The organism is Parazoarcus sp. PS-13 R2A, assembly GCF_057621855.1.
Window position 1 is genome coordinate 37,156 of the sequence record NZ_JBYEXN010000001.1, and the last position, 19,048, is coordinate 56,203.

At 63.7% G+C, this 19,048-nt stretch carries 18 protein-coding genes and 1 pseudogene; 15 read left to right on the forward strand and 4 right to left on the reverse strand.

Translation table 11 applies throughout. The features are described 5' to 3' along the window. Positions 1-31: 31 nt before the first annotated feature. Complete coding sequence (locus AC22G6_RS00165; protein ID WP_487365099.1) at positions 32-1,060, reverse strand: MBL fold metallo-hydrolase; 1,029 nt, start codon at positions 1,058-1,060, stop codon at positions 32-34. Between the two features lie 157 nt (positions 1,061-1,217). On the opposite strand from AC22G6_RS00165, the gene AC22G6_RS00170 reads away from it, so the two are divergent. The 6 genes and pseudogenes from AC22G6_RS00170 (at position 1,218) to AC22G6_RS00195 (ending at position 6,723) form a co-directional block, all read left to right on the forward strand. Then, positions 1,218-1,661: a MerR family transcriptional regulator gene (locus tag AC22G6_RS00170; protein ID WP_108950379.1), complete on the forward strand. Its 444-nt coding sequence runs from the start codon at positions 1,218-1,220 to the stop codon at positions 1,659-1,661. A 95-nt stretch (positions 1,662-1,756) separates the two neighbouring features. Then, positions 1,757-2,224 (forward strand): PaaI family thioesterase, encoded by a 468-nt coding sequence (locus AC22G6_RS00175; protein ID WP_487365100.1) that lies wholly within the window; start codon positions 1,757-1,759, stop codon positions 2,222-2,224. Positions 2,225-2,251: 27 nt separating this feature from the next. Beyond that, positions 2,252-3,424 (forward strand): annotated as a pseudogene (gene can, locus AC22G6_RS00180) (carbonate dehydratase); the annotation flags it as partial. 31 nt (positions 3,425-3,455) lie between these two features. Further along, positions 3,456-4,658 (forward strand): acetyl-CoA C-acetyltransferase, encoded by a 1,203-nt coding sequence (locus tag AC22G6_RS00185; protein WP_487365101.1) that lies wholly within the window; start codon positions 3,456-3,458, stop codon positions 4,656-4,658. A gap of 212 nt (positions 4,659-4,870) precedes the next feature. Continuing rightward, complete coding sequence (locus tag AC22G6_RS00190; RefSeq protein WP_487365102.1) at positions 4,871-6,004, forward strand: acyl-CoA dehydrogenase; 1,134 nt, start codon at positions 4,871-4,873, stop codon at positions 6,002-6,004. A 107-nt stretch (positions 6,005-6,111) separates the two neighbouring features. Continuing rightward, the gene (locus AC22G6_RS00195) at positions 6,112-6,723 is read left to right on the forward strand and encodes a DsbA family protein (RefSeq protein WP_487365103.1); all 612 of its coding nucleotides are present in this window, start codon (positions 6,112-6,114) and stop codon (positions 6,721-6,723) included. 10 nt (positions 6,724-6,733) lie between these two features. Here the strand turns inward: AC22G6_RS00195 and AC22G6_RS00200 are convergent, their stop codons facing one another. Beyond that, the gene (locus tag AC22G6_RS00200; RefSeq protein ID WP_487365104.1) at positions 6,734-7,291 is read right to left on the reverse strand and encodes a flavin reductase family protein; all 558 of its coding nucleotides are present in this window, start codon (positions 7,289-7,291) and stop codon (positions 6,734-6,736) included. A 150-nt stretch (positions 7,292-7,441) separates the two neighbouring features. On the opposite strand from AC22G6_RS00200, the gene AC22G6_RS00205 reads away from it, so the two are divergent. From AC22G6_RS00205 to AC22G6_RS00215, 3 genes are all read left to right on the forward strand, one after another. Continuing rightward, the gene (locus tag AC22G6_RS00205) at positions 7,442-10,627 is read left to right on the forward strand and encodes a bifunctional diguanylate cyclase/phosphodiesterase (RefSeq protein ID WP_487365105.1); all 3,186 of its coding nucleotides are present in this window, start codon (positions 7,442-7,444) and stop codon (positions 10,625-10,627) included. A 1-nt stretch (position 10,628) separates the two neighbouring features. Continuing rightward, entirely contained in the window at positions 10,629-11,021 is a 393-nt protein-coding gene (locus AC22G6_RS00210) for a cupin domain-containing protein (RefSeq protein WP_487365106.1), read from the forward strand. A 61-nt stretch (positions 11,022-11,082) separates the two neighbouring features. Then, positions 11,083-11,976, forward strand: a complete 894-nt coding sequence (locus AC22G6_RS00215; RefSeq protein ID WP_487365107.1) for a fructosamine kinase family protein — start codon at positions 11,083-11,085, stop codon at positions 11,974-11,976. Positions 11,977-11,991: 15 nt separating this feature from the next. Here the strand turns inward: AC22G6_RS00215 and AC22G6_RS00220 are convergent, their stop codons facing one another. Beyond that, entirely contained in the window at positions 11,992-12,567 is a 576-nt protein-coding gene (locus AC22G6_RS00220; RefSeq protein WP_487365108.1) for a Tll0287-like domain-containing protein, read from the reverse strand. A 229-nt stretch (positions 12,568-12,796) separates the two neighbouring features. On the opposite strand from AC22G6_RS00220, the gene AC22G6_RS00225 reads away from it, so the two are divergent. The 6 genes from AC22G6_RS00225 (at position 12,797) to AC22G6_RS00250 (ending at position 17,874) form a co-directional block, all read left to right on the forward strand. Beyond that, positions 12,797-13,378: a TetR/AcrR family transcriptional regulator gene (locus tag AC22G6_RS00225; protein ID WP_487365109.1), complete on the forward strand. Its 582-nt coding sequence runs from the start codon at positions 12,797-12,799 to the stop codon at positions 13,376-13,378. A 200-nt stretch (positions 13,379-13,578) separates the two neighbouring features. Continuing rightward, a complete protein-coding gene (locus AC22G6_RS00230; protein WP_487365110.1) occupies positions 13,579-14,133 on the forward strand; it encodes a carboxymuconolactone decarboxylase family protein in 555 nt (184 codons plus the stop codon). Between the two features lie 64 nt (positions 14,134-14,197). Continuing rightward, positions 14,198-14,851: a DsbA family oxidoreductase gene (locus AC22G6_RS00235; protein ID WP_487365111.1), complete on the forward strand. Its 654-nt coding sequence runs from the start codon at positions 14,198-14,200 to the stop codon at positions 14,849-14,851. Between the two features lie 35 nt (positions 14,852-14,886). Then, entirely contained in the window at positions 14,887-15,762 is an 876-nt protein-coding gene (gene yghU / locus AC22G6_RS00240; RefSeq protein ID WP_487365112.1) for a glutathione-dependent disulfide-bond oxidoreductase, read from the forward strand. A 63-nt stretch (positions 15,763-15,825) separates the two neighbouring features. Further along, entirely contained in the window at positions 15,826-17,055 is a 1,230-nt protein-coding gene (locus AC22G6_RS00245; protein WP_487365113.1) for a hypothetical protein, read from the forward strand. 6 nt (positions 17,056-17,061) lie between these two features. Further along, positions 17,062-17,874, forward strand: coding sequence for a mechanosensitive ion channel family protein (locus tag AC22G6_RS00250; protein ID WP_487365114.1), 813 nt, complete (start codon positions 17,062-17,064; stop codon positions 17,872-17,874). An 18-nt stretch (positions 17,875-17,892) separates the two neighbouring features. On the opposite strand, the gene AC22G6_RS00255 is transcribed toward AC22G6_RS00250, so the two are convergent. After that, positions 17,893-18,936 carry an AraC family transcriptional regulator gene (locus tag AC22G6_RS00255; RefSeq protein ID WP_487365115.1) on the reverse strand — a complete coding sequence of 348 codons (1,044 nt, stop codon included), beginning with the start codon at positions 18,934-18,936 and terminating at the stop codon, positions 17,893-17,895. Positions 18,937-19,048: the final 112 nt, after the last annotated feature.

Consider the following 19,048-nt stretch of genomic DNA (forward strand, 5'->3'; position numbering starts at 1 on the left):
GTGCTCCTTGTTGGATCGGTCCGGAGACCAATCAGCTTATCTTGATGAAGCGAATCGCTTCATCATCTCCCTCCACCTTGCAAAGCTCTCCCTGCTTCACGAGATGGTTCAAATGGGCAATGGCCTCTCCCATGGCGAACATGACCTGATGCGTGTCCAGTTCGCGCGGAAAAAGCGTACCCAGCAACTCGCCAGCGCTCCGTGCAGTGCGGCATTCTGCCAATAGTGCAGCGCAGCGCTCGCGGTGATGTTCGATCAGTTCGTCGACTCTTTTACGTATGCCACGGAAAGGCTTGCCGTGGGATGGTAGCACGAGCGTGTCTTCAGGCAAGTGATTGATGCGGCGCAATGAATCGAGGAACCAGCCCAGTGGATCGTCATCCGGCGTCGCTGCAAAAACGCTGACATTGGTGGAAATGCGCGGCAGCAGCATGTCGCCCGAGATCAGCACGCCGAGCGCAGCGCAATACAGGCTGGCGTGTTCGGGCGCATGGCCATAGCCGACGATGACCTCCCATTCGTGCGCGCCGATGCGGATGCGGTCGCCCGCGAACATGCGCTGGTAGCTCGAGGGCATCTCGGGCGCGCCGCGACGATATCCGTTGCCACGTTCGGTGAGGGCGTCGAGGCGCTTTTCGTCGAGGCCGTGCCTGCGGAACTGCATGATCATGTCACCGACCGAATAGCCGGGCAGCTGATGCCACATGGCATGACCGCCGAGGAATTCACCTTGTGTCATGTGCAGCGTCGCACCATTGCGCGCAGTCAGCCAGGTGGCGAGCCCGAGGTGGTCCGGGTGGCAGTGGGTGATGATCAGGCGCGACAGGGGGCGCGGGTCGGCGTCGAGGATCTGCGACCAGTGCTCCTTGATCGGTTCGAGGCCGAAACCAGTGTCCACCGCGGTCAGCGCGTCGCCGTCGTCGAGCAGCCACAGGTTGATGTGGTTCAGCGCAAAGGGCAGCGGCATGCGCACCCAGCCGATGCCGGGCGCGACCTGGGCAACGGTGCCGCCATCGGGCAGTTGTTCGAAGGGGTACTGCAGTTCGTTCGCTGTCGTCATTCCTGATCTCGTGTCGTGTGGCGGGGGGCGAGATTCACATTGCCCAAACCCCCGGAATCTGCTTAACTTTTCCGCAGTACGGAACCCATTGTCAATCCTTCTCACGCTAATCACGCGTTCGGCCGCAGCCCTGTGGCGGCGACCGCAACCGCTCAAAATGGCCAGCGAACAGACTTACACGATCACCGAGCTTGCGCGCGAGTTCGACATCACCCCGCGTGCAATCCGCTTCTACGAAGACCAGGGCTTGCTCACGCCGGCCCGCACCGGGCGTGCCCGCGTCTATACCAAGGCTGATCGCACCCGTCTCAAGCTCATCCTGCGCGGCAAGCGCCTTGGTCTGTCACTGGCCGAAATCAACGAGTTGCTCGACATGTACGGCGGCGTGCGCAATTCCGCACCGCAGCTCGAGCGCTTTACCAAGGTGCTGGCGGAGCGGCGCGCCGCGCTTGAACAGCAGCGCATCGACATCGAAGCCGTGCTGATCGAGATCGACAGTCTCGAGCGCCAGTGCAACGCCTTGCTCGGCCACAACCCCGAGGGGGCTGCGGCGGCACGGGCCGAACTGGTGAAGCACATCGACAGCGCGAGCACCGCGTGAGTCGTCCGCCGGCAGGCCCGGCTTGATTTTTTTGAATTTTAGTTTACGTTGACGTAAACGTAAAAACAAATAAAAATTAACCCACGGAGACACCCATGAGACACGAGGCACCTCAGTTCCAGCCCAAGGATCCGGACTATGCTGACCGTGTGCGGGCCAGCTTCGGCATGCAGAAGGCGATGCGGCTGATCGGGGCGGAGCTGGCGGAACTGGAGCCCGGGTTTGCGGAGATCCATCTGCCGCACCGGCCCGAGATCACCCAGCAGCACGGATATATCCATGGCGGGGTGGTCGGCATGATTGCCGACTCGGCCGCAGGCTATGCAGCCAATACGCTGACACCGCAGGACACCAGCGTGCTGACGGTGGAGTACAAGCTCAACCTGCTGGCGCCGGCGGACGGGCAGCGCCTGGTGGCGCGGGGCGAAGTGATCAAGCCCGGGCGCACGCTGCTGATTACGCGCGCCGAGGTGTATGCGGTGCGCGACGAACACTGGACCTTGTGCGCGGTGATGCAGCAGACCATCATCGCCATGCACGGCAAGAAGGACGGCGCAGCCTGAGGTCGATATGGCCGGCGTGCTGCGACGTCAGGCACAAGGCAACGAGGAGACCAAAGCATGACCGTCCGCCTGCTCACGATTACTGCCAGCGACGCTGCGGAGCTTGCGCATGTGCGCCAGTTCTTCCGCAACTATGCGGCCTGGCTGGGCGTCGATATGAACTTTCAGGGCTTCGCCGAAGAGCTTGCCGATCTTCCCGGCGCCTATGGCGCAGCCGACGGGCGCCTGTTCTACGCCGAGGTGGATGGCCGCCCGGCCGGATGTGTCGGCGTGCGCCGCCTGTCGGACGGCATGTGCGAGATGAAGCGGCTGTATGTCGAGCCCGAGGCGCGCGGCACCGGTGTGGGGCGCCAGCTCGCCATGGCTGCAATCCAGGCGGCGAAGGCGCTCGGTTACCGGCGGGTGATGCTCGATACGCTGCCCGCGATGCGGATCGCGGTAAAGCTGTATCGCGAGCTCGGTTTCACTGAGGCGCCTTCCTACTACCAGACGCCGGTCGAGGGGACGGTGTTCATGACCCTCGATCTCGACAACTGGTCCGAGGCCGAGGTGAACAACGAGAACCTGTTCCACCTGTTCGATTTCAACGTGGCGTGGGCGCGCCAGATGCAGGAGGTCGACCCCGGTTTCTTCGAGAAGCTGGCGCATCTGCAGAGCCCGGAATACCTGTGGATCGGCTGCTCGGATTCGCGCGTGCCTGCCAACCAGATCGTTGGCCTGCTGCCGGGCGAGGTGTTCGTCCATCGCAATGTGGCCAACGTGGTGGTGCATACCGACCTCAACTGCCTGTCAGTCATCCAGTTCGCGGTCGATGTGCTCAAGGTGAAGCACATCATGGTGGTGGGCCACTATGGCTGTGGTGGCGTGAAAGCGGCACTCAACCGTGACCGTGTCGGCCTGGTCGACCTGTGGCTGCGTCATGTGCAGGACGTCCACGTCAAGCATCGCGGGGCAGTGGACGATTTGCCGCTGGAGCAGCGTCACGACCGGCTGTGCGAGTTCAACGTCATGGAGCAGGTGGTGAACGTGGCGCAGACGGTGGTGGTGCAGGATGCGTGGGCGCGCGGTCAGCGTCTGACCGTGCATGGCTGGATCTACGGCTTGAAGAACGGACTGATTCGCGATCTCGGGATCAACGTCAGCCGCAGCGAAGATTTGATGCCGCGCTATGCCGCGGCGCTCGAAGCACTCGGCAACTGAGTGCAGTCATTGTTCGAAAATGGAGAATTGCATGTCTGATCCCGTCGTTATCGTATCCGTTGCCCGCACCCCGATGGGGGGCTTTCAGGGCGACCTGTCCGGCCTGACCGGCCCCCAGCTCGGCGCGGTCGCCATCAAGGCGGCGGTCGAGCGCGCCGGGCTGTCGCCCGAGCAGGTCGAGGAGGTCATCATGGGATGCGTGCTGCCCGCAGGCGTCGGTCAGGCGCCCGCACGTCAGGCCTCGCTGGGTGCAGGCCTGCCGCTGTCGGCCGGTTGCACCACGGTCAACAAGGTGTGTGGCTCAGGCATGAAGGCCACGATGCTGGCGCACGATCTGCTGCTGGCCGGAACCAACGATGTGATGGTGTCGGGCGGCATGGAGTCGATGTCGAACGCACCCTACCTGCTGCCCAAGGCGCGTAGCGGCTATCGCCTCGGTCATGGTCAGATGCTCGATCACATGTTTCTCGACGGCCTGGAGGACAGCTATTCGAAGGAGACCAAGGGTCGTCTGATGGGCACCTTTGCCGAGGATTGCGCCTCGCACTTCGACTTTACCCGTGCGGCGCAGGATGAGTTTGCTGTGGCCTCCACGACGCGTGCGCAGAACGCGATCAATGGCGGTGCATTCAGCTGGGAAGTGGCACCGGTGACCGTCTCGGGGCGCAAGGCCGATGTCGTGGTGGACAAGGACGAGCAGCCGCTGAAGGCGCAGCTCGACAAGATTGGCAGCCTCAAGCCTGCGTTCAGGAAGGACGGTACGGTCACCGCAGCAAACTCGTCGTCGATCTCCGATGGTGCGGCTGCGCTGGTACTGATGCGCAAGTCGACGGCGGAAAAGCTCGGCCTTTCGCCGCTGGCAACGATCATTGGCCACGCCACCCACGCGCAGGAGCCGGCGTGGTTTACGACGGCGCCGGTCGGTGCGATGCAGAAGGTGCTGGCCAAGGCTGGCTGGGGCGTCGAAGACGTCGACCTGTGGGAGATCAACGAGGCCTTTGCCGTGGTGACGATGGCGGCGATGAAGGAGATGAAGCTGCCGCATGACAGGGTCAACGTGAATGGCGGCGCGTGCGCGCTGGGTCATCCGATCGGTGCCTCGGGTGCCCGCATTCTGGTGACGCTGATCGGTGCGCTGCGCGCCAAGGGGCTCAAGCGTGGCGTTGCCAGCCTGTGCATCGGCGGTGGCGAGGCGACGGCGATGGCGATCGAGGTGAATGCTGCGGTGAGCTGAGGCTGGTCTCGCTGAGGCCTGCGATGAAGGGTGCGGGTTTGTGCCACGAGTCGCGGGCCGCGACGGGAACTTCCTCCGCAGTCTGCGGAACTCGCCCTGCGGGCTCGGACAGTCCTCGACTGCTGCGGAAGTCCCCGCCACGGCCCGCTTTGGTCCGGCGCGATTTTTAATACATGAACGACGAAGGCTTGAGCCTTCCGTGGGAAGAGACAATGATTCTGACTGCTGAACAGGAAATGATCCGCGACTCCATCCGTGCTTTTGCACAGGAACGCCTTGCCCCCTTTGCGGCCGACTGGGACCGCAACCACACCTTTCCGGCCGAAGCGCTGAAGGAACTCGCCGCGCTCGGCGCGCTGGGCATGGTGGTGCCCGAGGAGTGGGGCGGTGCCGGTATGGACTACATGAGCCTGGTGCTGGCGCTGGAAGAGATTGCCGCCGGCGACGGCGCAACCTCGACCATCGTCAGTGTGCAGAACTCGCTGCCCTGCGGCATCCTCAACCGTTTCGGTACCGACGCACAGAAGGAAGCCTGGCTGAAGCTGCTCGCCCGCGGCGAGAAGCTGGGCTGCTTCTGCCTGACCGAGCCGCATGTCGGCTCCGACGCGTCGGCCATCCGGACCTCGGCGGTGCGTGAGGGCGACGAGTGGGTGCTGAACGGGGTCAAGCAGTTCATCACCTCGGGCAAGCATGCCGACATGGCCATCGTGTTTGCAGTCACCGACAAGGCAGCGGGCAAGAAGGGTATTACCTGTTTCCTCGTTCCCGCCAGCGCGCCGGGCTACCAGGTGGGGCGCATCGAGGAGAAGATGGGCCAGAAGGCTTCCGACACCACGCAGATCCTGTTCGAGAACTGCCGTATTCCGGCCGATTCGGTGATCGGTGAGGAAGGTCAGGGCTACAAGATCGCGCTGGCCAACCTCGAGGCGGGTCGCATCGGTATCGCCGCGCAGTGCCTGGGCATGGCGCGTGCCGCGCTGGAGGCGGCGGTCAAGTACGCGCAGGAACGCGAGAGTTTCGGCAAGCCGATCTTCGAGCATCAGGCGGTCAATTTCCGCCTTGCCGACATGGCGACACAGCTCGAGGCTGCGCGCCAGCTTGTGTGGCACGCGGCCACGCTCAAGGATGCTGGTCGGCCCTGCCTCAAGGAGGCGTCGATGGCCAAGCTGTTTGCCTCCGAGATGGCCGAAAAGGTCTGCTCTGACGCGATTCAGGTGCATGGCGGCTATGGCTACGTCAGCGACTTCCCGGTCGAGCGCATCTACCGCGATGTCCGTGTGTGCCAGATCTACGAGGGTGCGAGCGATATCCAGAAGCTGGTGATCGGTCGCGCGCTCGCCGGCTGATCGTCAGCCGTGCTTCCGGTCCTGCGGGTTGTGGTGGCGGGTTTCCCTCCCTCTCTTCCCGTTGCTGAATCCGCAGGATTTTTTCCAGTCTTGATGGAGTGACTGCCGTGCCCGGTACTGCAAACCCGATTGAATTCTGGTTCGATTTTTCCTCGCCCTACGGTTACTTCATGGCAGAAAAGATCGACGCGCTGGCCGCCAGGTACGGCCGCGAAGTGGCCTGGCATCCGTACCTGCTGGGTGCGGTGTACAAGGTTACCGGTGGCGTGCCACTGACCGGGCTGCCGATGAAGGGCGACTACTCGCTGCACGACATCGTCCGCAGCGCCCGTTATCTTGGGCTGCCATTCGTGGTTCCCGAGCCCTTCCCGGTGGCAACCCAGCATGCCGCACGTGCGTTCTACCATCTGCAGGATACCGATCCGGCGCTGGCGCGACGCTTTGCGCTGGCCGTATTTCGCGCCTTCTTTGTCGACGGTCACGACATCTCGTCGCTCGATACGGTAAAGCTTGTGGCCGAATCCGTGGGCGTGCCGGGTGATGAACTCGGTGCTGCCGTCTCAGCCGATGCCATCAAGGCCAGGCTGAAGGCCGAATGCGAGGCGGCACTTGCGCGCGGGATCTTCGGCTCGCCGTATGTCGTCATCGATGGCGAGTGCTTCTGGGGTGTCGACCGCTTGCCTCAGATCGAGCGCTGGCTGGAGACGGGCGGCTTCTGAGTCTGCCGGGTCACACCTCGAAGCCGTCGCCGGTCGCAAAGAAGTGCCCGCCGGCGCGATAGTGGATGGTGCGTTTTTCCCCATCCTGAAATGACCACCGGCCGTTGCTGAAGACGGCCGGGTCGGCCCATGCGGCTACCACTTCGGCCACAAACAGATCGTACTTGCGCTGATTCTCCGGTTCGGGAATCACCCTGCACTCCAGCCAGCCGAGGCAGCCTTCAACGAGCGGGGCGCCGACGGCAGACGCCGGGCTCGTCGTGATCTCCAGCGCTGCGAGCTTGTCACCCTCGCGGCCGCTGACCGACCCCGCCTGCAGCACGGTCTCGGCGATCCTCAGGGACGGGATGTTGAGCACGAACTCTCCACTGGCCTCGACCAGCTCTCGTGTCACGGTGCTGCGGTCTATCACCACGGCGACCTTGGGCGGGTCGAAGTCGAGTGGCATTGCCCACGACGCGGCCATGACGTTCCGGCGCTCGCCCGCAGCGCTGCTGACGAGCGTGACCGGGCCGTGGTTCAGCAGCAGGTAGGCCTTGTTCAGATCGACGGCCGTGCGTTGGCTCATGAGGCAGACACTCCTGTACTCGTGAAACGGGCAAGGGTACGACAGGGCGCTGCCGGTTTGTATGCAAGCTGAGCGTAGAATGCTCTTCTACGGCAAGACTGTTCTGGCCGGCATGCACCTTTCCGTTTGCAGATCGTGTTCAGCTAAACCATGCGTCAATTTCTGCATTCACTGCGCGCCAGGCTGGTTGCACTGGTTCTACTCGTAGCGCTTCCGGGTGTGGTGATGCTGGCTGTCAACGCATGGAATGGGCGCATCGAGGCGATCGAGGGTGCCCAGCAGCAGGCGATCGATACCGCCAGCCTCCTGGCGAGTGATCAGGCTCGCCTGATCGAGGAGACGCGACGCTACCTGGAGCGCCTGGCCCAGTTTCCGGAAGTGCAGCAGCCGGCATCCCCTGCATGCAGCGCGTTTCTGACCAAGGTGCTGGGGCTGACGGAGCGTTACGTCAATCTGGGCGTACCGGGTGCGGATGGCGAATTGCTGTGCAACGCCTTGCCGCTGGAGGCCCGGGTCAATGTTGCAGACCGCTCATACATCCGCCGTGCGCTCGACAAGGGGGAGTTTTCGATCGGCGAGTTCCAGACCGACCGGGCCGCGGGCGTGACCAGCGTGAATTTTGCGTACCCTGTTGTTGCGCCGGCCGACGGCCGCATCGTGGGGGCCGCCGTTGCGGTCATTTCACTCTCGTGGTGGAGCGAGCGTCTGGCCGAGACGCGGCTGCCGGAGAACTCGATTGCCTACATTGCCGATGCGGACAACCGGATCGTGGCGCATTTTCCCGAAGCCCGGGATCGTCTGGGGTTGAAGCTCGGCGAGCTGAACATCCAGACGCCGGACGCGGACAGTGCCTCGAACTACACGGTCGCTGTCAGCAAGGACGGGAGCGGAATAACGCGCATCTTCGCCCTCATGCGGCTGGTCGATCGCGATTTCGGCAATCCGGTCTTTGTCGGCGTCGGCATCCCTTTCGATGCACAGATGGCAGCGATCGAATCGCAGGCGATCAAGGGCGCGCTGATGCTGCTGTTCTTCGTCGCGCTGATGTTCGTGACGGCGATGTGGGGCGTGCGGGTGAGCATCCTGCAGCCTCTTGAGCAGCTGACCCGGTCGACGGGGGAGCTGGAGTCAGGCAAGCATCAGCATGTCTCGCAGTTCAAGGGCGCGCTTGAGCTGGTCCGACTGCAGGAGCGTTTCTCGCGCATGGCGAGAAAGCGGCTGGAGACCGAGAAGCAGCTGCAGGACAGCAAGAACTACAACCGCATGCTGTTCGAGACGACGCCGATCGGTCTGGCGCTGCGCTCCCGGGACGGGCGGCTGCTCGACGTCAACCCGGCGTTTGCCGCCATTCTCGGGCGCACGATTGCGGAAACCAAAGCGCTCAATTATCGGGACATCATCGAGCCGGAACGGGCCGACGACGAAGTCCGTCAGCTGGAACGTCTTCGCGTCATGGAGTCATGCTGCCGTTACGAAGTCGATTACCGGCACCGTGATGGCCACAGCATTCCGGTGCGCGTATCCAGCATGGTGCTTGAGCGCGGTGGGGAGCGGCTGATCTGGTCGAGTGTCGAGGACGTGACCGCGGACAAGCAGGCCGAGGCCAGTCTTCGTCTGGCCGCCAGTGTCTTCACCGATGCCCGCGAAGGCATCTTCATCACCGATGCCGAGGGCAGGATCGTCGATGCAAACCAGACCTTCTGCGAGATCACCGGTTACGCTCGCGAAGAGTTCATCGGCCAGCCCGCGAACCTGCTTGGGTCGGGCAGCCAGACGCCCGACTATCACGCCGCCATGTGGCGGATGCTGCGAGAACGCGGTCACTGGTATGGCGAGATCTGGAGCGACAAGAAGAGCGGCGAACACTATGCGGCGATGCTCACGATCAGTTCGGTGCGGGACATCAGCGGCGGCATCACGAACTACGTTGCCCTGCTGACCGACATCACCCTGATGAAGGCGCACGAAAAGCAGCTTGAGCATATCGCGCACTACGATGCACTGACCGGGCTCCCGAACCGCGTGTTGCTGGCGGACCGGTTGAAGCATGCGATGGCGCAGAGTCAGCGGCGGGGGCTGTCGCTTGCCGTCGCGTATCTCGATCTGGATGGCTTCAAGCCGGTCAATGACACGCATGGCCACAATGTCGGCGACAAGCTGCTGAACGTCCTATCCGACCGCATGAAGGATGCGCTGCGGGACGGCGATACGCTGGCACGCATCGGCGGCGACGAGTTCGTCGCAGTGCTGACTGACCTCCACACACGGAAGGACGGTGAGGTCGTGCTTGATCGCATGCTGCAGGCAGTGGCCGAACCGGTGACCGTCGATGGGCTCGTACTGCGTGTTTCCGCGAGTATCGGGGTCACGCTGTATCCGCAGGATGCCGCGGAGGCCGAAGTGCTGATGCGCCATGCCGACCAGGCCATGTATCTGGCCAAGCAGGCCGGCAAGAATCGCTGCCACTTTTTCGACGTCAGCTACGACGCTGAGCTCAAATCCCTGCACGCCAGCCGCCAGGCCGTCCGCGAGGGTTTCGAGCGGGGAGAGTTCCTGCTTCACTACCAGCCCAAGGTCAACCTGAAGACCGGGGTGGTGGTCGGCCTGGAGGCGCTGATCCGGTGGCAGCATCCGGTTCGCGGCTTGCTGGTGCCGGACGGTTTTCTGCCCCAGATCGAGGATCATGTCATCAGCGTCGAGGTCGGCGAGTGGGTGATCGATACGGTGCTCAGCCAGCTGGACGCATGGCGTGCCGCCGGACTGAACCTGCCAGTCAGCGTGAACGTCGGCGCACGCCAGCTGCAGCAAGGCGATTTCGTCGTGCGTCTTGCTGCGCTGCTTGCGGCCCACCCGGGGGTGGATCCGCAGCTGCTCGAGCTCGAGATCGTGGAGACCAATGCGCTCGAAGACATGGAGCAGGTCTGCGAGCTGATGCACGCCTGCCTTGCGATGGGCGTCAGGTTTTCGCTGGACGACTTCGGCACCGGGTATTCCTCGCTGACCTACCTGAGACGCCTGCCTGCTGGCCTGTTGAAGATCGACCAGAGTTTTGTGCGGAACATGCTCGACGATGCCGACGATATGGCAATCGTCGAGGGCGTCGTCGGTCTGGCCGCGGCCTTCCAGCGCGATGTGATCGCCGAGGGGGTCGAAACCGTTGCGCATGGAACGAAACTGCTCGAGCTGGGCTGCGTGCTTGCCCAGGGCTTTGGCATTGCGCGTCCGATGCCGTCGGACGCGGTGCTCGCCTGGGTGGCCAGCTGGCGACCCGATTCGGCGTGGAAGCCCGACGCGCCGGAAACCGGGGCGGGCGACGGAGGCGTGGACGCCGGGTAAAATGCGCGGCGTCCACTTCACGCCACCCGCCATGCACAAGACCCTGACGTCCTTCACCGGCTCGTCCGCGCCGGCCGAATTCGATCATCCGCGTCCTGCGCGCCTGCTCGAGGGCAATCCCTTGCGCACGACCTGGAATCATTATGAACAGGACGGCGTGTCTGCCGGCGCCTGGTCCTGCGAACCCGGCGCCTGGCGCATCGCTTTCGCCGACGATACCGACGAGTTCTTCCACGTGTTGAGCGGGCGCATCCGCATCACCGATGAGGGCGGGGTGGCGCGTGAGTTCGGTCCCGGTGAAGCCTGCGTGATTCCCGCCGGCTTCAAGGGCGTGTTTGAGGTGCTGGAGGCGGTCAGCAAGCACTACGTGTTCGTGAAACGGGGGGCGCAGTAATGCTGCCGGCAGGGCGTGGTTCCGGCCGGCTGTGCGAGAGAGGGGCTTCCCGGTGTCAAACGTGCAGAAACTGAACGCCGAAACGGCGCAGGCTATCAAGGTCCTGAGCGGGCTGGATTTTTCCGGTGCGGAGGCGCGGGCGCTGGGCGGCGGCTGCATCAATCGGGTGCTCGAGGTGCGCGCGCATGACCGGCCCTGCTGTCTCAAGCTGAACGCTGCGGACGCACTGCCGATGTTCGATGCCGAGGTCGATGGCCTGGCGGCGCTGGCCGGGAATGGTGCCTTTCGGGTGCCGCAGGTTCTGGCGTGCGGTGCGACGGCGGATGAGGCCTTCCTGCTGCTTGAATACATCGAACTGCATCCGCTCTTGAGCGCGGAGGATGGCCGCCGCTTTGCCGAAGCGCTGGTGCAACTGCATCTCGATGTTGGTGAGGACTTTGGCTGGGGGCGCGACAACTTCATCGGCACAAGTCCTCAGGCGAACACCCCGCACCATGCCTGGGCACAATTCTTCGTCAGATGCCGGCTGGCGCCGCAGCTGGAACGGGCGCGCTCAGCCGGCTACGGCACGGCGCTTGGGTCCGAGCTCGAACAGGTGCTGGCGCGTGTGCCTGCCTTGTTTCTGGACTACTGTCCGCGCCCCAGCCTGCTCCATGGCGATCTGTGGAACGGCAACGCTGCCGTGGATGCCGGGGGCCGGCCGGTGATCTTCGATCCTGCGGTCTATCGCGGCGACCGCGATGCAGACCTGGCGATGAGCGAGCTGTTTGGCGGCTTCCCCACCGCCTTCTACGCCACCTACCGTGCGGCCTTGCCGCCGGCCGAAGGCTACGCGCAGCGCAAAACGCTCTACAACCTTTATCACGTGCTGAACCATCTCAACCTCTTCGGTCGCGCCTACCTCGGGCAGGCCGAGCGCATGGTCCGCAGTCTGGCGTCCGAGCTGCTGCGTTAGCGCAGGCGGCAAGGCTCAGAGCGGGCGGCGGATGGTCATGGCGCCACGGATCTCGCCCACCGTGTACCCGGTGGCCTTGTCGTCGGGGTACAAGGCCTGTAGCTTCGTCCTGACCGCCGGGTCGATGTCGGTGTCGCTGCCGTGGCAGGACAGGCAGAGCGCCTGCGTGGGCAAGGCCTTCATGTAGCGGTAGGACTTTACCCCGCCCTCGACGACGACTTCGCCTTTCTCCAGCGTTGCGGGCGCCTCTCCGGCCGCTGCGCGGCGGTCGAAGGCCTCCAGCGCCGCACGCTCCCAGGCGTCGGGCACCGCCTTCGGGTTGCGGTTCTTGAGACTCACGCGGCGGATATTCCAGCCGGTTTTCTCCGACGCGGCCTTCGCCATCTGCGGCGCCTTGTCGCGGCACACGCCGATTGCACCCTCGGGGCCGCCCTTCGCAATCTCCTCCTGCAGTACGGCAATCAGTTTCGGCGGAATGCTGCTTGCCACCCCGCGAGCCTCGGCCAGCAGCGCAGTTTCGTCCGCCACAGCGTGGAATGCAGAAAGGGTCAGCAACACGGGAACAAGGGCGCGTAGCAGTGGATGTCGCATGGAGGGCTCCTTCCAGACTGTGTAAATAAGCAAATCATTATGCGCCTGTCGCTGCGGATGGGCCAGTGCCGGGGCCTGATGCGGGGCGCGAGCGCACACGGCCTGACAATTCTGAAGGCATGAGTCCGGGCGCTTCCCCTCGGCAGCAGACCACTGATCAATGGTCTGAACCTTTCGGTTTAAAAATGCTAGTATCAGGCGTCGTTAACGCAGATCAAGGTGGCATGCGATGCCCTGGGAAAAGTCATTCGACGAAGACGAAGTCGTTGGCAAGGCGATGAAGGTGTTCTGGCAGAAGGGCTTTGAGCCCGCGTCCATGGCCGACCTCATCGCAGGGACGGGCATTACCCGCGGCAGCCTGTACAACGCCTTTGGCGGCAAGGAGCAGTTGTTCATCAAGGCGCTGCAGAAGTACGACAAGGAAAACCGCAGGGCACTGCTGGCCGAACTCGAATCCATGGATGATCCGGTGCAGGCCATCGCAGCGCTGTTTGACGGCATCGTCGCCGAAACCATTGCGGACACCGAGAAGAAGGGCTGTTTTCTGATCAACACGGCTTCCGATCTCGGCGCGCAAGGCGAAGAGGTCAACCGCATCGTCCGCAACGGACTGCGAGAAATGGAAGCCTTCTTCCGACGCAGCATCGAAGTCGCGCAGGCGCGCAAGGAAATTCCCGAGGGGCTCGATCCCGCAGCGACCGCCAAAGGGCTGATGGCAATGATCGTCGCCATCCGGGTGCTGGGCCGTGGCATGTGTGACGCGTCCTCGCTCAGGACGATTGCCGGTCAGGCTCAGCGCTTGTTGCGCTGACAGCTTCCACCGCTCCACCCCCGCGCTGAAAAATTGTATTGACCGATCGGTTTAAACGGCTTAAATTTAAACCGATCGATCTAAACAGTCGCTTTCAATACCGAAGTGCAGCCGCCGACCTTGCGGGGCGCGTTGCGATACACCCACCGTTCTCAACCGGTCACGGGCTCTCGCCCGGATCGCTGACCAAGGAGCTACACATGCCTGATTTTCAACTTCACGACGAAGCCACCGCACCCGAAGCCAGCAAGCCGCTGCTCGCCAGATCGAGGAAGGCTTTCGGCATGATTCCGGGCCTGCACGCAGTCATGGCGGAGGCGCCGGGGATGCTGGAGGCCTATCAGACGGTTCATGAGCTTTTCGTGAACTCCAGCTTTGACAGCGACGAGCTGACCGTGGTCTGGCAGTCGATCAACGTGGAGCACGCCTGCCACTACTGCGTGCCCGCCCACACCGGCATCGCCAAAGGCATGAAGGTGGACGATGCGATCACCGCTGCGCTGCGCGATGAAACGCCTTTGCCCAATGCCCATCTGGAGGCGCTGCGGACCTTCACGTTGAGTGTGGCGCGCAACCGTGGCAACGTGGATGAGGGTGCGGTGCAGGATTTCCTCGACGCAGGCTTCACCCGGCGCCAGGTTCTTGAGGTGGTGCTCGGCGTCTCGCAGAAGGTGATGTCGAACTACACCAACCATCTGGCGAAGACGCCGGTGGATGCGATGTTTCAGCGCTTCGAGTGGCGCAAGTCGGCCTGAACCCGCAGGCTTCTGACCAATACGATGCGCGGCGCTGGCCGCGCGAAAAGTGAGAGACTCAATCATGACCGCTCCGACTCAGACGCTGCGGATCGACATCGTGTCAGATGTGGTCTGCCCCTGGTGCATCATCGGTTACAGGCAACTGGCCAATGCGCTGGAGGCGACCGGCACGGCGCACGAGATTCACTGGCATCCATTCGAGCTGAACCCGTCGATGCCGCCCGGGGGCCAAAACCTGCGCGAGCACGTCGCCGAGAAGTACGGTTCCACCGCGGAACAATCCGAGGAGAGCCGGGTCAGGAAGACGGAAATTGGCGCTGGCCTCGGCTTCGAGTTCCGCTTTTCCGACGACATGCGCATGCACAACACCTTCAACGTGCATCAACTGCTGCATTGGGCCGGGTTGCAGGGGCGCATGCATGAGCTGAAACTGGCGCTTTTTGCCGCACACTTCAGGGATCGGCGGAATCTGTCTGATGTCGCCGTGCTGGCAGATGTGGCGGCGGAAGTCGGGCTGGAACGGGACGCAGCGCTGGCGGTTCTTGCCGATCAACGCTTTGCCGTCGATGTGCGCGAGGCCGAAAATACCTGGCTGAACCAGGGCATTCGAGGTGTGCCGGCAATGATCTTCAATCGTCGCCACCTTGTGACCGGTGCGCAAGGCGTCGACAACTACACAAGCATTCTGGCGCAGCTGGCCGGGATGCCGGATTGAGCGCGTTTTCAACGATCAACAAGGGGGTCTGAATCATGTCCGAAGCGACCAAGTACGTCCCGCCAGCGGTCTGGACCTGGGATGCCGAGAATGGTGGAGAGTGGGCCAAGATCAATCGACCGATTGCCGGGGCTACACACGAGGCCGCGCTGCCGCGCGGCAAGCATCCCCTGCAGCTGTATTCGATGGGCACGCCCAATGGACAGAAGGTCACGATCCTGCTCGAGGAGTTGCTGGCGCTGGGTGTGAGCGGCGCGGAATATGACGCTCATCTGATCCGGATTGCCAAGGGCGAACAGTTTTCGACCGGATTCGTCGAGGTCAATCCAAACTCGAAGATCCCGGCGCTCTTCGATGCCGGTACCGGCTGCCGTGTGTTTGAAAGCGGTGCGATTCTCCTCTATCTGGCAGAAAAGTTCGGCCATTTCCTGCCCAAGGATGCGGCTGCGCGCACCGAGGTGCTGAACTGGCTGTTCTGGCTGCAGGGTTCGGCGCCTTACCTTGGCGGCGGCTTCGGGCATTTTTACGCCTATGCACCCGAGAAGTTCGAATACCCGATCAACCGCTTCACCATGGAGGTGAAGCGCCAGATGGATGTGCTCGACCGTGAGCTGGCTGCGCATCGCTATCTGGGCGGCGATGAATACTCCATCGCCGACATTGCCACGTGGCCCTGGTACGGCAATCTGGTGCTCGGTGAAGCCTATGGTGCGGGCGAGTTTCTGCAGGTCGAAAGCTACGGGAACCTGCGCCGCTGGGCCGAAGAGATCCGCCAGCGTCCTGCTGTCCAGCGCGGACGCAAGGTCAACCGGACCTGGGGCAAGCCATCGGAGCAGCTGCACGAGCGCCACGACGCATCCGATTTCGAGCTCCGGACCCAGGACAAGCTCGACCCCGAAAGCACTGCCTGAGCAACGTTTCGGGAGCGGAGATTTACATGCGACATCCGCGGGCTTCTCCGCCAGAATAGCGTCATGAGCGAAGGCGTCTCCTCCGAAGCGGAAAAACAAGCCCCCGAGCTGTGGCAGTTCGTGCCGCTGTCTGCCTACGCGCAGCCCGAACAGGCTGCCGGGAGCGCAGCGGCCGCTGCCTGGTCGTCGTTCCTGCGGCTGTTTCACAGCGCCCATCACGACGACACCGCGCCGGTGAGGAAGGAGGACGAGCTGCGCTCCCTGCCCGAGATGCAGCTCGAGCACCTCGTGGGCCGGATCGACTGGCGCGACGCGTCGAACGCGCTCGATGCGACATTGAGCGGGGAGGCCGGGGCCGCGATTTCCTGTGTGCAGGTCCTGGTTGGTCAGCCCCACTGCGGCCATGCCGAGATCGTTGCCGACTGGGCGGCCCGTCATCACGCGCAGATCATCGAGCCACCGTCATGCGAAGCGCTGCTGGCGAACGATGGACGCTGGCAGGTGACGTGGCCTGCGGATGGCCAGCCATGGGCGCTGACCGGTCTTGAGCGCTTCTTCCTGCGAACCGCAAACGGACTTGCGCTGGCGCGCAGCCTGCTTGAAGACATGGTCAGCGGGCGCGCCGGGCCGGGGTTGGCGGGATGCGACAGCTGGGCATGGGCTTTTCTGCAGCGGGCTTCGTCGCTTCCCTTGCCGGTGGCGATGACGCTTCAGGCGTTCGACGGCCCCCGCTTGTCACGACTGTTTGCACAGCTGGTGGACACCGAAGGGGCGCGCCATCTGCGGTTTCGCAACGCCCGCAGTGGCCGCGACATGCTGACCGTCCCCTGCGAGGACGACACTGCCGCCAGTGATGAGGTGGCGCAGCTTGCAGCGCACTGTCGGGGGAATGTCGGCACGGCACGCCGCTATTGGCGCCAGCGCCTGCGTGCGGTGCCCGATCCGGCAGCAGAGCTGGGCGATGCCAAGTCGAGCGCGCCGGAGAAGAAGGGCGACCCGGAAGCCGAAGTGGTCTGGGTGTCGGCTGCACAGCCCGAGCTTGCGCTGCCGCTCGAAGCAAAAGAAGACGCGGCCCTCGTCCTGCATGCGCTGCTGCTGCACAACGGGCTGAGCGATGCCGTGCTGCCCGCCGTGCTGCCCTTGCCGCGCCACCACTGCATTGCCATCGTGCTGCGCCTGCAGCGACTGACCCTGGTCGAACAGTGTGAGGGACGCTGGCGGGTGAGCGCGCTGGGCTACGAACTCGTGCGTGGCTGGCTGCGCGGACGGGGTTTTCTGATTGACGACTTCTGACCCGCCATGACTGACGAAAGCTCGATCGCACAGATTTTCCGACCGCCCGACTGGACGATGGCGCTCGAGGTTGGCGCCGTGCTCCTGATCGCCACAGTGCTGATTGCCGGCTCGCAGCGCGCACTGCCATGGCTCGGCAACCGCCTGCATGGCAGGCGGAGACTGTTCGTGCTGGCCCTGGTGCCGGTGTTGCGCCTGCTGATCATCGTCGCGGCCTTCATCATGATCGTCCCCGTGGTGATCAATCCGTCGGTGCAGAACATGGTCGCGCTGCTCGGTACCGTTGGTCTGGCGATCGGCTTTGCGTTGAAGGACCTCGCCAGCAGCCTGATTGCCGGTGTCGTCGCGGTGGGGGAAATGCCCTACCGCAACGGGGACTGGATCAAGGTCGATGGCATTTACGGCGAAGTGCGGCACGTTGGCATGCGAACGGTTCAGGTGGTAACGCCGAGCGACGACGTGGTCTCGATTCCGCATTCGCGGCTGTGGAATACGCCCATCTTCAATTCCAATGACGGCGCCCCGCGACTGCAGTGCATTGCCGATTTCTATCTCAATCCCGAGCACGATGCCGCTGCCGTGCAGCAGGCCTTGTCCGATGTCGCGCTCTCCAGCGCCTTTCTGCATTTCGGCCAGCCCATCGCCGTGGTCGTGCGCGAGAAGCCGTGGGGAACCTGGTATCGCCTCAAGGCCTATCCGGTCGATGCGCGCCAGCAGTTCCGTTTCGTGACCGATCTCACCGTGCGCGGCAAAGCGACCCTGCTCGGGCTCGGGGTGTCGTTTGCGACGGCGCCGACGACGGAGATCGACGCAGGCTGAAGCGGCGTCGGCACGGCCTCAGGCCCCGCTGGCACCTTCCCTGAACTGCCCCGGCGCCACGCCCGTCCACTCGCGAAAGGCGCGCGAGAAGCTCTTCTCGCTGTCGAAGCCCACGGCCGCCGCCACCTGCTTCACCGGCTTGCGTGTCTGCAGCAGCAGCTTGATCGCACGTTCGCGGCGGGTTTCGTTCTTCAGGCGTTGCAGCGAGACGCCTTCCTCCTTCAGTTGCCGGTGCAGAGTCCGGACCGACAGGTTGAGCTGTGCGGCGACGTCCTCCGCCGTGTGCGCGAAGCCCGGGCTGGTGTTGAGAATCTGGCTGACGCTATGCACCAGCAGGCGGTCACGCCGGTACTGCAGCACCGTGAGTGGCAGCGCGCGTTGCAGCATGGTCTGCAGGGCGCGCTCGTCGCGACGCAGCGGCAGCGACAGATAGCGGGCGTCGAAGGCGAAGCTCGCGGCATCGGCGTCGAAACGCAGCGGGCCGGGGAAGAGGTAAGGATAGGCGTCGGCGTGGGGCGGCGCGGCGAAGGGCAGGCTGGTTTCGCTCAGCGCGATGCGCGAGTCGATCAGCCAGCTGACGTAGCCGAGCAGGTAGCGCAGGATGCTGACGAGGCAGAACTCGCGCATGTCGCCGAAATCGCGCGCCTCGGCAATGCGGATGGTGGCCATGTTGCGCTGCTGGCTGAATTCGAGGGTGAGGTCGTCGGTCAGCAGGCGGTGGTGGCGGCACCAGCGCTTGAGCGCCACCTCGAGCGTCGGTGAGGTCAGCGAGGCGCGACACAGCATGCCGTAGCTGCCCCAGGGCAGGCGGCGCGAAAACCAGCCCAGGGCTTCGTCATCGAGCTCCTGCATGGCAATGCCCGACATCACTTCCATCTGTGCTGCCGTGACACGCGCCTGCGGGTCGTCGAGGGCCTGTGGCGGAATCTGTGCCTGCCGCAAGGCCCTGGCCGGATCCATGCCTCTCGCGCGATACCCGCGCACGATCGCACGAATGAAAGCAATTGGCGTTGCTGCGCGGCCGAGCGTCAGCTCGGCAGAGGATGGCGTGATGATCTTCATGGCTCAAAATCGTAATCCTATTGGCAGGATTTGCAACCTTGATGGCAGTTGTCGCGCAGCGCTTCGGTCTACCCTTATTTCATCACCGGGCAGAGGCGCCGATCATCGTCAG